This window comes from Tumebacillus permanentifrigoris, from assembly GCF_003148565.1.
Lineage (GTDB): Bacteria > Bacillota > Bacilli > Tumebacillales > Tumebacillaceae > Tumebacillus > Tumebacillus permanentifrigoris.
The window spans coordinates 1-13,855 of sequence record NZ_QGGL01000006.1; the positions used below are offsets into that span (position 1 = coordinate 1).

Consider the following 13,855-nt stretch of genomic DNA (forward strand, 5'->3'; position numbering starts at 1 on the left):
TATGTCTTTCGAATGTTTCCCATAAATGAAAAACCCCCTTCAAATAGATAGTAGGGGGCTTTCTTCCTACTGTCTACTTGAAGGGGATCATATCAGTGTGGTACTGCTTGTATGAATCGGGTAAGGGGGATTTTTTTGGACCCTTAGTTACCGCTGGCGTGATCGTTGACCCGGAGGCAGTGCCGCTGTTGCAATCGCTAGGCGTAGACGACAGCAAGAAAATCACCGACAAAAAAATCCCCGGCATGGCCGAGGAGATTCGCAAGATTTGTTTCGGGAAGTACAAAGTCTTGCAGATCAACCCGGCGGAGTACAACGAACTGTATGGGAAGATGAAGAACTTGAACGTGTTGCTTGCGTGGACTCATGCCGCAGTTATCGAAGACCTGCTTGAAAAACAAGACGTCAAACTCGCCATCGCCGATAAATTTGGCGACGAAAAGTACATTAACGACAAGCTCAAAACCCGAGGCAAGGGTATCCACCTCATCCAAGTTCCAAAAGCCGAACAAAACATCGCCGTCGCTGCGGCTTCCATCCTCGCCCGTGACGCCCTCCTCAAATGGAGCAACGGGGCGAAAAAGACCTACGGTCTCACACTTCCCAAAGGGGCTTCCTCCCTCATGATCCAAGCGGGCAAGTCCTATGTGAAGTCCCACGGCAAGGACGCCCTCACCAACGTGGCGAAATTGCATTTCAAAACAACAGAAGACGTTCTATCGTGAAATCAGGGCAAGCCTAAAGCGGTTTTACCCCTTTAGGCTTGCCTATTTTGTTGTGGGAACAAAAGCAGGTTTGGATAGGGAATGGGTTGAATTTTGAATGTAAGAGTGTATCCACGTCTTGACGTCAAAGGAGCAATGACATTTGAAGATACTCGAAACCGACAGGCTCATCCTGCGCCATCAAACGGTCGAGGATGCGGCATTTATGTTGGGGCTGTGGAACGATCCGTCATGGATTCAAAACATCGGTGATCGTGGCGTGAGAACCGTGGAGGATGCACGCAAGAACATCAAAACTGGGGCTGTCGAGATGTACGAAAAATGGGGTTATGGCTTCTACCTGACCGAGCTAAAGGACGCTGGCATCCCGCTTGGGATCTGCGGCTTCGCAAAACGAGACTTTTTAGAAGATCCGGATGTCGGATTCGCGTTTCTGCCGCGCTACTGGGGCAAGGGCTACGCGTATGAAGCGGCTTCTGCCGTGATGGAATATGGGAGCTCCGTTTTGGGCTTTACCCGGATTGCAGCGTTTACGTCCGAAGATAACGAAGCGTCAGGCAGACTGCTGGTAAAACTGGGTTTGCAGTTTCAGAGGCTGATCCCTTACCCAGGTGGACAAGAATTGGTTCGCTTGTATTCCATAGATCTCTAAGACAAAAGCCATAATCCGGCAAAAATTGTCTAGGAGCCTCCTGTTGATTCTGATACCCTAGAGAAAGTGAGGACGGGGACCCGCACATGGAGTACACCGAGCGAATCCAAGCCACCTTGGGCTATATGGAATACCACTTGGAACTTTCGTGACTCTGTCGCACGCTCCCCGTCTGCGTGAAGGAGGAATCACGATAACACCGACGATTGTGACAAAGTCTGCATTCAAACTGATTGGCTACGGATTGGACATCGAAACGAATGAAGGAAAAAACCAAAGCGACATCCCGGCGTTCTGGCAACGTTATCTCCAAGAAAACCTTCGTGCCAATATTCCCCACAAACTCCGCCCGAACGTGGAGATTGGAATGGGCACGAACTTCGAGCCGGAGACTGGTCGATTTACCTACGTGATCGGGTTTGAAGCGGAGTCGTTTGACAACGTGCCGGAGGGGATGATGTGCATCACCGTACCCGAAGCCACGTATGCGGTCTTCACCACCTCGAAAGCGTCCAACGCAGACTTCGCGTCGAGCATTCAACAAACGTGGGCGAAAGCATTCCAAGAGTGGTTTCCCACCTCCGGCTATCAAGCCTGTACACCCGAATTTGAGTGGTACGACGAGCGTTCTGAGTCCGACACCGACAAGCAGATGGACATCTACATCGCGATTGTGAAGGAGTAAGACTTCGCAAGTCCGTTACGGACAGACCGAAAGAAAGCGAATCGGGCGTATGTATGATTTGAGTAAGGAGTTAGGGGGGTTAACTCTAGGAACAACTGCCCATTTGATGATTATGGAATTGGGCAGTTGTTCTATTTTTGTTTGGTACTGTTTGTATGAATCCCCGGCACGGCCGAGGAGATTCGCAAGATCTGCGATGGCAAGTACAAAGTCTTGCAGATCAACCCGATTCTGGAGCGTGGTGCGTTGCTGGAATGTTGCAACGGCGCGAAGACGCAGTATGGAATCACATTGCCAAAAGGAGCTTCGTAATTGGTGATCAAACGGGCAAGTCATATGCCCAAGAACATGGCAAGGATGCCTTGATTAAAGTAGCAAAATTGCATTTCAAGACATCGGACGATGTCCTACGATAGAAGGGGCGACCCCCTAATTCCATCTAAAGGCAAGCAATTGGCGGGAAACCGTGGATGCTTGACCCGTTTTGTTGCTGAACCTGCTGTTCAGCGAAATTTGGCTACTTAGGACACGTGGGTGAAAGAAGTTGATGGGCACAGGGCATTTGGTGAATTCATGGGATTCAGGAAATTCAGGAAAATGGTTAAAGATGACGCAGGCAGCACGTACTGGATCATCGACGGGTCAAAGCAGGTATTCTGATCTATTTTATTTCGCTTGATCAAATACATTATTGATGCTATATTTGCGCTAAATATCATTTTTAATAGGAGGTAACATGAAAACGTTTATTACGAAACTCTTGGCTGCGGGCATCATCGTCGCTGGGCTTGCAGGTACTCATGCGGCGTTTGCGGATACGACAACGCAATACACCTCGAATCTTATTCCGACGATGACGAGTAACACGTCTCCCTCAGGGATCGTGACATCAAGTGATGCAACAGGAGCTAGCTACGCAGAGTACCCTTGGAAAGCGTTTGATGGGATCACAGAGTATGGGATTAACGGTACTGGCTACCATGCGTGGGGAACCCGCAATTCAAGTGGTTGGTTAGCTTATGAATTTCCCTCTCCGAAAACGGTCAGCAAGTATGTGCTGTACACGGGAACCACGTCATTAACGAATACAACCATCTTGCCGAAAACATGGACGTTTGAAGGGTCAAACGATAATGGTACTACATGGGCTGTGCTTGATTCGCGTTCTGGCATTACATGGGCAAAGTCAGATATCAAATCGTTTACTTTTACGAATACGACGGCTTACAAAAAGTATCGGATCAACGTTTCCGCCAGCGGTTCGACTCAGAACTGGGTGAATCTGGCCATTCCGGAACTGCAGATGATGGAAGTGGCAACCACCGCTCCCGTCGCACCTGTGCTTTTTGGTACGGCGGAGAACACGGTAGATCATCTGTCTTGGAACTCCGTAAACAACGCGACCAGTTACAACATCCTGCGCTCCACCCTTGCAGGAGGACCGTACACCGAAATCGCGACGGGCGTGACGGGCACGACGTATGATGACACGAATGTAATCAACGGCACCACGTATTACTACGAAGTCGTCGGGATGAACATGGCAGGCACCGGCGCTGTATCGAACGAAGTGGCACTGACACCTCACCTGTCCACCGTGAATCTGTTGCAGAACCCGAGCTTCGAGCAGTATTCGGGCACGAACAACGTGGCGGATTTTTGGACTCCCTACTACAGCGTCGGGTTGACACCAGACCAGTATGGCTTTGAACATGTGCTGAGCCCAGTCAGCGACGGAAGCTACTCGCAGAAACTGTACGCGAACGGTCTGGCTTCGAGCCAGTCGGTGGAAGTGTACCAATCGGTAACTATGCAACCGAACAAACCGTACAGCCTGACCGCCGACATCAAAGTCGAGAATCTGGTCAACGCATCCGTCTACCTGTGGGTGGACTTCTACAACAGTGACACGCTCGTTGACCCGACCACGTACCTCGCAAACGACAAGCAAGAGCACTATATCAAGATCGACGCCAACGGGTTCTATCAACTCGTGCTGCCAAACAATCTTCCAAACACGCCGGCGACAACCGCCGGGATGCGCGTCTACGCGATCATTCGCGGCAACGCCGACAACGCGTCCGGAACCGTTTATGTCGACAACATGAAATTGTTCCAATAAAAACACGGCTGTAGGAAGGAATGAAAAAAGATCGCCGACTAAATGAAGGCGATCTTTTTTTGTGATACGTAGTGGCTGTTTGGTGATCATCATACCAATTCGCAGGCTTTGGTGGACACCTTGAGTGCTGCTATTACTTTGGGACAAGAGTTGGAAGGTTAATTGTACATACGAATATGAAAATTCTAAAATTATATTGAATTATACAATATCTATATGTTATTGTATTTATGAGGCTAGTTCGATTGGGTAACTGCCTGATGAATGGAACTCAGCAATCTGCATGAACTGATAAATTTTGAGGAGGTTGTTTCCATGGAAAAAATGTTTGATCTCGACGTTGTTGTGAAGAAAACCGAAAAAAGAGACTATGCACCAGGTGGAGAAGATCCTTATTACACGGGGGTATTCTGCACGGTATTGTGCTCTGCTGTTTGCGGCTGGTAATCGCCGGTTGACGGGCCATCACAAGTTTTGAACAGAAATGATAAGGAAGCCCATCTGGGCTTCCTTATTTGTTTTCCATGAACTCGCGAGGAGATTCGAAGGACTTTGTTTTGGAAAGTACAAAGTCTTGTAGATCAACTCGGCGAAGTGCAGATGTCATCGTGTTCGGTCTTGAAATCATGCATGTCAGGTCTCTACTTGATGTGCTTGTCTTGAGCTTCACTGGTCAACTTTTCCAAATGCTTGAACTCATCGTCATTACTGTCACCATACAATTCGACCGTCTGATCTAGGGTAAGTTTGCCTTGATAGACACCAGTGATCCCGTAAAAATGTTCCATATTGGGTACGCTTTTCAAGAAGAGAACGTACTCTTTTCCCTTCTTCATGGCTTTGTAACCTTCAAAATTCCTGTCGATGTATGCTATCATTTTATTGAAGTATACTCATATCGTAAATAAGCATCAAGGAAGGTCGGATAACAGTTGAGACAATTGCTGCTGTGTTTTCTCAGTTTTCTATTATTTATAACTGGTTGCTCGTTACAGGAATATAGTTATCAGACCGCCATTGATAATGGTGATGTTGTTTCTGAAGGGACGACCAAGGGGAATCTGGATTTGTTTCAAAAGTTCCTGTCCGACATAGACACTCAAAAACCATCGGATGTAAAAGTAACCAGATACAGTAAAGAAGGAGATCCGATTTTCTTCAAATTGAAATATAATGGGGTGGAGATTCAGATACACGAAGACGCCTCCAAAGACAAGTACGGGGGAGGTAAACAAGTCTACCAGTGTAAGGGAGTTGAAGAAAATGACTTGCCTGAGGGGACAGAATACGTTTTGACCGGGTGCAGCATTTCCTCTCGGAGACCTATCCTCATGATTTATAAAAAGTGAATCAAAAAAATGAACCCATTTGTAGCATGGGGTGGGGTGGATGACAGCATGAAGATCATCGAAAAAATCCTCGGCATGACCGAGGAGACATGCAAGATTTGTTTTGGGACTGAAGCAGTTATTCGATATAAGGAGTTCACACTCGAATATGATAAGGGCAAGCACCAAGCGGGAAACCGAGGATGCTTGCCTTTTGCGTTGTACGGTGGTGAAGGATGCTTGTTGAATCTACGGGTCCTTCACAAGGGAGTGTTGCCTTGTAACGCCGTTATATCGGATCGGGAAAGTTTTCATCCATTCGAAATGGAACTCTTAGCAAGGGAAATAAAGTAAATTCCAACGACTGTTTTATTTAATAATTATTCGTTTGACAGTTTATGCAGAAAAATGTAATAATTATTTCAGGAAGTGGTTATCTTGAAACTGAAAATTCGCAAAGCGGATCGCAAAGAAGTTGCTTATGCAACTGACTTGGGTGATGTCGGTTAAGCACTGATACAAGGGGGAGTTAACTTAACTCCCCCTACTTCTTATTTTTATATTTTCTTAGGGAAGGGTAGATTATGATGATGCGTCCAAAAATCAAAACCACGATTCCCTATTTTGTATTAGACAAAGAAATTCAAATCGGCGAAGAGTTAGGTGTCGCTTGTTTTATCGATGATCCAACAGGAAGTGTCGCACTACTCGTCCAATCCTTAAATGGAGAGCATGACACGGAGCAGATTTTCGAAATCGTAAGTTCTGAATATCCAGATATCTCTAAACAGGATGTCCTTGATGCAATTCAGCAGATTGATGAGCTGGGATTTTTGGAGGACGGAAACATCCAGCCCCAAGATCTTACCCCCTATTTGACTGAACGCTACAAAGCGAACTTGAACTATTTTTCCTTGTTCACTGATCTTTCCACCAGCAAGTTTGAGATCCAAGAGAAGATCAATCGTGCTAAGATCTCGCTCATTGGAATTGGCGGATTGGGAAGTCAAATCCTCTATCATCTTTCTGCTATTGGATTTCACAACATCAAAGCATTGGATTATGACAGACTCGAACTGAGCAACTTTAATCGGCAACTGCTTTATTCGGAATCTGACATTGGCGAATTGAAGACCGGGTTAGCTCAGAAACGCATTGCCCAGTTTAACCCGAATGTAAATTTGCAAATTATAAACAAAAAGATCGAAGGCTCCAAGGATGTTCTTGATCACATTCAGGGAGCTGATCTCGTCATTTGCGTTGCGGATAAACCAACCATGTTCATCCGCAAATGGGTGAATGAAGCGGTTGTCCAAGCCGGAATTCCCATGATATCTGGTGGGGTTCTGAACACGAGGGGCAGGTTTTTTTCAATCGTTCCTGGCACTACGGGCTGTATTCAATGTGCACAAGAACACAATGAGTTGTTAAACCCTAAGCAGAAGCAGCAATTGGAAAACATGAAAAACATCAGTTATAACCGTCAAAACGCTACGATTAGCTCGAATGTTGGTATGCTCGCAGGTATCATGGTCAATGAAGCGATTAAGCACATCACTGGGATCGCCGAACCGTATTCGCTTGGCCGGGCATGTGAAATCAATTTCGTTGACTACACTATTAGCGAGGTATCTTCATGGGACAAGGCTGACACTTGCTCAGTATGCTCAGCACTTGCAACACAACGCTAAAAGAAAGGCGATGCTATGTGAACGTTTTTAAGAATACGAACTATCTCAAGATTTATTCTGCCATGACGATAAGCAAACTGGGTGATTGGTTCTTTACAATCGCCCTCCCTCTGCTCGTCTACGACCTGACGAAATCTGCTAGTAAAATGGCTCTCGTGTTCGTGGTAGGCGTCCTACCACAGGTTCTTTTCAGCCTGATTGGAGGAGCGCTCGCGGACCAACTGAACAAGAAAAAGATCATGATATTCGGTGATCTTCTCTCAGCTGTTTTGGTCAGTGTCATTCCCATCATGTATATGGTGAATGGGTTGCAAGTTTGGATGGTGTACATCATCGCTTTCTTGTTGGCTAGTGTGAGTGCCTTTTATCATCCAAGCTTTGAGGCAACCATTCCTCAAGTATTGAAACGAGAGGATTATGTCAAAGGCAATTCCTATTTGAAGCTGATGGATACCGTCATCACGTTTGTTGGACCAAGTCTGACTGGCCTCTTAATCGCTATGCTTGGAGTAATTAATGTTTTGGTATTTGATGCTCTCTCGTTTTTGCTATCCGCTGTGATCTTATCGCTTGTGAAGGTTGATTATGTGAGGCTCAAAAAGCAGTTTCCGAAGTTGTTGGCCCCGATTAGGGAAGGGTTGCACTATGTAAAGAACAACAAGGTTATCTTGTCCGGAGCCTTGATCATGCTCGGAATCAATCTAGGATACGGTGCAGTTGATTCCTTGTTGCTGTTCTTCCTAAAAGACCATGTGGAACTGGATTCGACAGGAATTGGTTTGTTTTTATCACTTCAAGCTTTAGGGCCATTTCTCGCAGTGTACTTGGCAAGTCGATTTAAAAAATTCCCTCGCGGCAACATCATCGTGACTTGTGGAATTATGATCGGAATTGCAGAGATCGGTCTCATTTTTTCCGAAAAGTTGTTTCTTGTCTTGTTGCTCTGTCAGGTCGTTGCCAAAGGGGCTGCCACATTGCTTGCGATCAATTGGTTCACCCTTCGCCAAGAGATCGTACCTTCTGACTTGCTGGGTAGAGTTGTAAGCAGTACAAGGATGTTGGCTTATATTTCTCTCCCCATCAGCGGCATGATCGCGGGGAATGCAGTTGGTTTTGTGAGCATATATAACATTTTTGTGATCAGTGGTGTGATCGTCCTCGTCTCTTCCTTTATCGGTTTAAGAACGCCTCTGTTTAGTAAAAAAACTGACAGACTTGCCAAGGAACAAGATCCTCTCCCCAAGCATATCTAGTCCAAAAACAAAAGCGACCGGGTGGCACGGGGTCCATGTATGTAGATAACATGAAATTTGTGCAATGAGTAATAAAAAAGCCCTTGCCGCCAGCGGCGAGGGCTTTTTTGTGTCCAGCGTTGGAGTTGCTGCATAAGCAGTACCGATGTGCATCAAGTGGCGACAGGTGGGTCTTATTGAAGCGACTTCCTAAAGTGACATCGTTTGATCGTTATAAATAGATGCATACTGAAGAGAGGGGGTGGTTTTCCCGGCAGGAGGTTCAACATATGCAGATCCTACTTGGTTCAGGACTCATCATCGCCATCACCGTCTTTTGGCTGGGCTTGACGTGGCGATTTGCAAATTGGCAAAAGTGGAGGGAGTATTACCCCTCTGTTCTATTTGTGTTCACATGGGACTTCATCAATACGATCCTCACGTATGATTATAAGTTGTGGCACTATGAAAAAACATGGCTTGGCCCGACTCACGTCATGGCTGATTTTGGCGTGGTCTTTCTAAATCTCGCTCCGATCATCCTGTTGTATCTCTCCCGTTATCCCTATCAGTCCAGTGTAGCGGGACAAGTTGGGTATATCGCGCTCTGGGTTGGGTTCAATTCATTCGTGGAGGCGATCTTCGGTTGGTTGGAGAGAGTCACGTACCTCCACGGGTGGGGATTTTGGTGGTCTGTGGTGCTCTGGAGCCTGTTGTTCCTGATCGTACGCATCCACCTGACTCGACCGATCATGGCCTGGTTGATCACCCTATGCGTTGCTTGGTTTGTGATCTCCTACTTCAATATTCCATTGCTTGGCAGATAGCAAGAGATTCGACAGGTTTTTGCATGTTTTTCACCAACGGACACCGTTTCTCTGGTAAACTAGTGTGAGTTCTATTTTGGCTAGGAGGATCACGGACGAGATGAGTATTTTAAACGTTACCGAAATCGGTCACGGCTTCGGGGCCCGCAATCTGTTTGCGAACGTGAATTTCCGCTTGCTCAACGGCGAACACGTTGGGTTGGTCGGCGCGAACGGCACCGGCAAGTCAACCCTCATGAACATTCTGACTGGTAAACTACAAGCTGATAACGGCAAGCTGGAATGGTCCAGCCGCGCAACGGTCGGATATCTCGACCAGCATGCTTCTTTGCAACCGGGGAAGTCGATTCGCGACGTCCTGCGCGACGCGTTCAAGCCGCTTTTTGATATGGAACAAGAACTTGGCGAAATCGGCATGCAGATGGCGGAACCGGACGCTGATTATGACAAATTGCTCAATGACATGGGCGAGATCCAAGACCGCCTCGACAATTCTGGCTTCTATATGATCGACGCCAAAGTTGAGGAAGTCGCCAAAGGTCTCGGCCTCAACGCTGTCGGTCTCGACCGCGATGTTGCCGACCTCTCCGGGGGCCAGCGCACCAAAACCCTGCTCGCCAAATTGCTGCTCGAACAGCCGAACGTCCTGCTGCTCGATGAGCCGACCAACCATCTCGACGTCGAACATATCGAGTGGCTGACCACGTACTTGCAGAATTATCCGTATGCCTTCATCCTGATCTCCCATGATGTGGAGTTCATGGACTCGGTCGTCAACATCATCTTGCACCTTGAAGGCGGCAAGCTGGATCGCTATGCGGGCAACTACGAGAAGTTCGTTGAAGTCTACCTCTCCAAGCGCGCACAGCAAGAGAACGCATTTGAGCGACAACAAGAAGAAATCAAGCGCATGGAGAGCTTCATCCAGCGCAACAAAGCCCGCGCTTCGACCTCGGGTCGTGCCAAGTCGCGGCAGAAATTGCTCGACAAGATCGACCGCATCGACAAGCCCGTCGAGTACCCGCGTCCGTCGTTCCGCTTTGAAGAGACCCGTCTGTCCTCGAAACTGGTATTCGAAGCGAAAGACCTCGTGATCGGGTATGACCGTCCGTTGCTCCCACCGCTGACCTTCAAACTGGAACGAGGCGAGAAGATCGCGATCACCGGTATGAACGGCATGGGCAAATCGACGCTGATCAAGACGATTCTCGGGCAGATTCCAGCGCTCGGTGGGTCTGTGGATCGCGGCGATTATTTGACTCCGATCATCTTCGAACAGGAAGTCAATCCCACGCCAGGTCTGACCGCGTTGGAAGACGTCTGGAATGCGTTCCCGCACTTGCAAAACCAAGAAGTCCGCGCGAACCTCGCCCGCTGCGGCCTCGGCAACGACCACATCACGTCGAAACTGACGGCGCTGTCCGGCGGTGAGCATGCCAAAGTCCGCCTGTGCAAGCTGATGTTGACCCCGTCGAACTGGATGCTGTTTGACGAGCCGACCAACCACTTAGATGTGGTGGCGAAGGAAGAGTTGGCGAAGACTTTGCAAAACTACCGTGGCACCGTGTTGATCGTCTGCCACGAACCGGAATTCTACAAGGACTGGGTCACCCAAGTTTGGAACGTGGAAGACTGGGCCAAGGCATCGGTCAAGTAAAAAGGAGGAGCCTCTTCATGCGCGATCATGTGCTCCAGATGTTCGACTCGCTCTCCACAGATGACCAAGCGTTTATGGTGCGTCTGTTAGAGGCGAAAGTTCGCAGCAACACCTCGCCGCTTGCGTACGTGGAGGAGATGATGTCCTACAAGTATTGCGGGCAAGAAGGCGATGAGTTCGTGCATACGATGGAAGTTCGCCCGGAGATCAGCAACCGCTATGGGATGTTGCACGGGGGCATCCTCAGCACGTTCATCGACACCTGCATGGGCGCAACCTGCTTCCAAGTCAACGGCAACGAGGTGTACACGGTGACGCTCGACCTGCATGTCCGCTTCCTCAAGGAAGCCAAGAACGGCCGCCTCACCTGCAAGACCAAAATCCAGAAAAACGGCCGCACCGTCACGGTGTTGGAGTCGCATGTCTACGATGAACAGGGCAATGTCATCGGCAGCGCGACGGGCTCGTTCTTCAAGATCGCCAAGTAAAGACCGCTACCCAAATCCCCCACGGAACTAGTACGACAATTTGTTGTATATTTGTGAACGGTTTGCTACAATATAGACACAAAACCGTCATAATTACTTCCCAAGGGGGATCTATATCAATGGGTATCTTGGCATCGTTGTTGTTTTTGGTTACTGTCGGAGTCGGTGGGTACTTCGTCTTCGGTTCGGTCGCGACTTGCTCGATCTGCAAGGAAGCGGGGCTGTTGCTGGCGCTCGAAGAGGAATCCCCGACGCTCGCATAGGACAACGCAGGGAGTGGCCGCAGTCGTGGCCGCTCCCTTTTCTGTAGGGGAGAGACGGTATGAATTTTGACAGCTTGTATGACATCCAACAGCATCTCGACCAACGCATCCTCGACGAGCATCGCTTGTCGCAGGCGGAGATCTTGCCACACAAATTGCTCGCCCTGCAAGTGGAGCTCTGCGAACTCGCCAACGAGACGCGCTGCTTCAAATACTGGAGCCAAAAAGCGCCCGCTCCACAGGCGACCATCCTCGAAGAGTACGTCGATGCCCTGCATTTCGTCCTCGGTCTGGGGCTTGACCTCGGCTATCGAAACGTCCCGATCTCAAGCAACACCGCTGAAATCCCTGCTCACGTCTCGCAGGAGGAGTTGACTGCGCAATTCCAGACCTTGTTGAGCGATTGTGCATTGTTGGCCGCAGAGCGGACGCCAGAGGCGTTTGCGATGCTTTTTGCCAACTTGATGGTGCTCGGTTCGATGCTGGGTTTCTCGGAGGTACAGATCAAGACTGCCTACTTCGAGAAAAATAAAATCAACCACCTCCGACAAAATGAGGGATATTAGGCCTCAACTCGGGCTATCCTGAAAAATGTTCGTTTACAAACGCCTCCTCATTCGCTATGATGAGGCTGTGAATGGATTGAGAATTGTTCTCAATAGGAATGGACGAGGTGGTCCCATGCATACCAATCGCATCGCCGGGCTGGTCCGGCAGAAGTGCTGGGGAGTGGGTCATTACCGCGATCCGCAGCCGATTCTCGACTGTATGGAACAGGTTTTGACCGAACTGCCATATTCGACGGAAGTAGACGTTATGGTGGCGAATTGGCAAGGAAATGGCTGTCATATTCACACCAAGGTACTTGTCAAAATAGGTTCCGAAGCGTATCCTGTAATATTGTCGGAGACTTGCGAGCCTGACGTACTCGCGTTTACGCAAAATGACATCATATACCTCCTCGCGGCTGTCGTCGAAGAGACGGAAGAGGGGTTGTCGAAACTGATGACAGCGGGTGCACAGATCACCGATTCTGTCGCATGGTTGCTCCACCAGATGGAACCAACCGAGGCTTTACACGATACACACCACTTAGAAACAAGGGAGTAGATAATTAATATGGCACGTACCACTGGTCCGAAACACAAAGTATGCCGTCAAGTTGGACAAGCACTCTGCGGCTCTCCGAAATGCCCGGTTCACAAGCGTCCGTACCCGCCGGGTCAACATGGCCCGACCAAGCGCAAAAAAGTTTCTGAATACGGCGTTCAGCTGCAAGAGAAACAAAAACTGAAGTTCATCTACGGCGTACTCGAGAAGCAATTCCGCTCGTACTACGAAGAAGCAGCTCGCCAAAAGGGCATCACCGGCGAAAACCTGCTCCGCACGCTTAACTCCCGTCTGGACTACCTCGTGTACCAAGCAGGCTTTGCACGCACCCTCGCAGGTGCTCGTCAGCTGGTCACCCACGGTCACATCCTCGTCAACGGCAACAAAGTCGACATCGCGTCGTTCCAAGTTCGTCCGGGCAACGTGATCACGCTGCGTGAGAAATCCCGCGATGTTGCGATCATCAAGGAATCGGTTGAAAACGCACCGGCACGTCCGGCGTACCTCGACTGGAACGCGAACGACCTGGCAGCTACCTACACGCGTCTCCCGCACCGTGAAGAAATGCCGCAAACCGTTCAAGAACATCTGATCATCGAGTTCTACTCCCGTTAATAGCTGGGATCGCTTCGAAAAACGCCGCCCCTTCATTTGGAGGGGCGGCGTTTTTACTGTTTTGTGCTAAACTAGAAGCATTCGAAGTGAGGTGTCCCAATTTTGAACGACTTGCAACAAAAACGCACGAAACCGACCAGCGGTCTGGCGATCACTTCCTTGGTGCTCGGCGGGTGTACGCTGTTGTCTTCGATCATTCCATTCTTGAATTTTATCGACCTCGTGATGGGGCCGGTCGGCATCGTGCTAGGCTCCCTCGCCATTCGCCAAGTCAAGCGTCATGGCGAGGAGATGAAGGGTGGCGGTGTCGCGCTGACCGGGCTGTTGTTGAATGTCGCCGGCGTCGCGATGACGTTGTTGGTGCTGATGCTGTTTATGGCAGGGAGCGAGATTGAATAATCCGGGTCGGATGCGATCCCGGATTTTTTTCTAGAAAAAAGTGAAGGGTTCTCCACAAGGT

Annotated in this window: 18 protein-coding genes; 17 read left to right on the top strand and 1 reads right to left on the bottom strand. The window is 49.0% G+C overall.

Translation table 11 applies throughout. The features are described from left to right. Window positions 1–95: 95 nt before the first annotated feature. The 5 genes from rnhC (at window position 96) to C7459_RS23640 (ending at window position 4,631) form a co-directional block, all read left to right on the top strand. A complete protein-coding gene (gene rnhC / locus C7459_RS07875) occupies window positions 96–725 on the top strand; it encodes a ribonuclease HIII (RefSeq protein WP_211320362.1) in 630 nt (209 codons plus the stop codon). Window positions 726–867: 142 nt separating this feature from the next. Next, window positions 868–1,377 carry a GNAT family N-acetyltransferase gene (locus C7459_RS07880; RefSeq protein WP_109688142.1) on the top strand — a complete coding sequence of 170 codons (510 nt, stop codon included), beginning with the start codon at window positions 868–870 and terminating at the stop codon, window positions 1,375–1,377. 208 nt (window positions 1,378–1,585) lie between these two features. Further along, window positions 1,586–2,062, top strand: a complete 477-nt coding sequence (locus C7459_RS07885) for a GyrI-like domain-containing protein (protein WP_170119347.1) — start codon at window positions 1,586–1,588, stop codon at window positions 2,060–2,062. A gap of 736 nt (window positions 2,063–2,798) precedes the next feature. After that, a complete protein-coding gene (locus C7459_RS07890; protein WP_109688146.1) occupies window positions 2,799–4,184 on the top strand; it encodes a fibronectin type III domain-containing protein in 1,386 nt (461 codons plus the stop codon). 315 nt (window positions 4,185–4,499) lie between these two features. Next, the gene (locus C7459_RS23640) at window positions 4,500–4,631 is read left to right on the top strand and encodes an FDLD family class I lanthipeptide (protein ID WP_211320363.1); all 132 of its coding nucleotides are present in this window, start codon (window positions 4,500–4,502) and stop codon (window positions 4,629–4,631) included. 194 nt (window positions 4,632–4,825) lie between these two features. Here C7459_RS23640 and C7459_RS07895 read toward each other — a convergent pair whose 3' ends face one another. Then, on the bottom strand, window positions 4,826–5,020 hold the full coding sequence (locus tag C7459_RS07895; protein ID WP_146200973.1) for a hypothetical protein: 195 nt from the start codon (window positions 5,018–5,020) through the stop codon (window positions 4,826–4,828). Between the two features lie 96 nt (window positions 5,021–5,116). Here C7459_RS07895 and C7459_RS07900 point away from each other — a divergent pair, with 96 nt between their 5' ends. The 12 genes from C7459_RS07900 (at window position 5,117) to C7459_RS07950 (ending at window position 13,794) form a co-directional block, all read left to right on the top strand. Beyond that, window positions 5,117–5,533, top strand: coding sequence for a DUF4362 domain-containing protein (locus C7459_RS07900; protein ID WP_109688151.1), 417 nt, complete (start codon window positions 5,117–5,119; stop codon window positions 5,531–5,533). 48 nt (window positions 5,534–5,581) lie between these two features. After that, on the top strand, window positions 5,582–5,866 hold the full coding sequence (locus C7459_RS07905) for a hypothetical protein (protein ID WP_109688153.1): 285 nt from the start codon (window positions 5,582–5,584) through the stop codon (window positions 5,864–5,866). A gap of 230 nt (window positions 5,867–6,096) precedes the next feature. Further along, a complete protein-coding gene (locus tag C7459_RS07910; protein WP_245884450.1) occupies window positions 6,097–7,203 on the top strand; it encodes a HesA/MoeB/ThiF family protein in 1,107 nt (368 codons plus the stop codon). Next, window positions 7,176–8,456 carry an MFS transporter gene (locus tag C7459_RS07915; protein WP_109688155.1) on the top strand — a complete coding sequence of 427 codons (1,281 nt, stop codon included), beginning with the start codon at window positions 7,176–7,178 and terminating at the stop codon, window positions 8,454–8,456. The genes C7459_RS07910 and C7459_RS07915 overlap by 28 nt, the downstream gene beginning before the upstream one ends. Window positions 8,457–8,725: 269 nt before the next feature. Further along, on the top strand, window positions 8,726–9,262 hold the full coding sequence (locus C7459_RS07920) for a CBO0543 family protein (protein ID WP_109688158.1): 537 nt from the start codon (window positions 8,726–8,728) through the stop codon (window positions 9,260–9,262). A gap of 100 nt (window positions 9,263–9,362) precedes the next feature. Next, complete coding sequence (locus C7459_RS07925) at window positions 9,363–10,919, top strand: ABC-F family ATP-binding cassette domain-containing protein (protein WP_109688160.1); 1,557 nt, start codon at window positions 9,363–9,365, stop codon at window positions 10,917–10,919. A 17-nt stretch (window positions 10,920–10,936) separates the two neighbouring features. Next, window positions 10,937–11,407: a PaaI family thioesterase gene (locus C7459_RS07930; protein WP_109688162.1), complete on the top strand. Its 471-nt coding sequence runs from the start codon at window positions 10,937–10,939 to the stop codon at window positions 11,405–11,407. A 119-nt stretch (window positions 11,408–11,526) separates the two neighbouring features. Beyond that, the gene (locus tag C7459_RS23255) at window positions 11,527–11,670 is read left to right on the top strand and encodes a hypothetical protein (protein WP_170119348.1); all 144 of its coding nucleotides are present in this window, start codon (window positions 11,527–11,529) and stop codon (window positions 11,668–11,670) included. 59 nt (window positions 11,671–11,729) lie between these two features. Continuing rightward, window positions 11,730–12,236, top strand: a complete 507-nt coding sequence (locus C7459_RS07935; RefSeq protein WP_109688164.1) for a dUTP diphosphatase — start codon at window positions 11,730–11,732, stop codon at window positions 12,234–12,236. A gap of 115 nt (window positions 12,237–12,351) precedes the next feature. Next, entirely contained in the window at window positions 12,352–12,780 is a 429-nt protein-coding gene (locus C7459_RS07940) for a hypothetical protein (RefSeq protein ID WP_146200974.1), read from the top strand. A gap of 9 nt (window positions 12,781–12,789) precedes the next feature. Further along, window positions 12,790–13,395, top strand: coding sequence for a 30S ribosomal protein S4 (gene rpsD, locus C7459_RS07945; protein ID WP_109688168.1), 606 nt, complete (start codon window positions 12,790–12,792; stop codon window positions 13,393–13,395). A gap of 102 nt (window positions 13,396–13,497) precedes the next feature. After that, the gene (locus C7459_RS07950) at window positions 13,498–13,794 is read left to right on the top strand and encodes a DUF4190 domain-containing protein (RefSeq protein WP_170119349.1); all 297 of its coding nucleotides are present in this window, start codon (window positions 13,498–13,500) and stop codon (window positions 13,792–13,794) included. Window positions 13,795–13,855 lie beyond the last annotated feature (61 nt).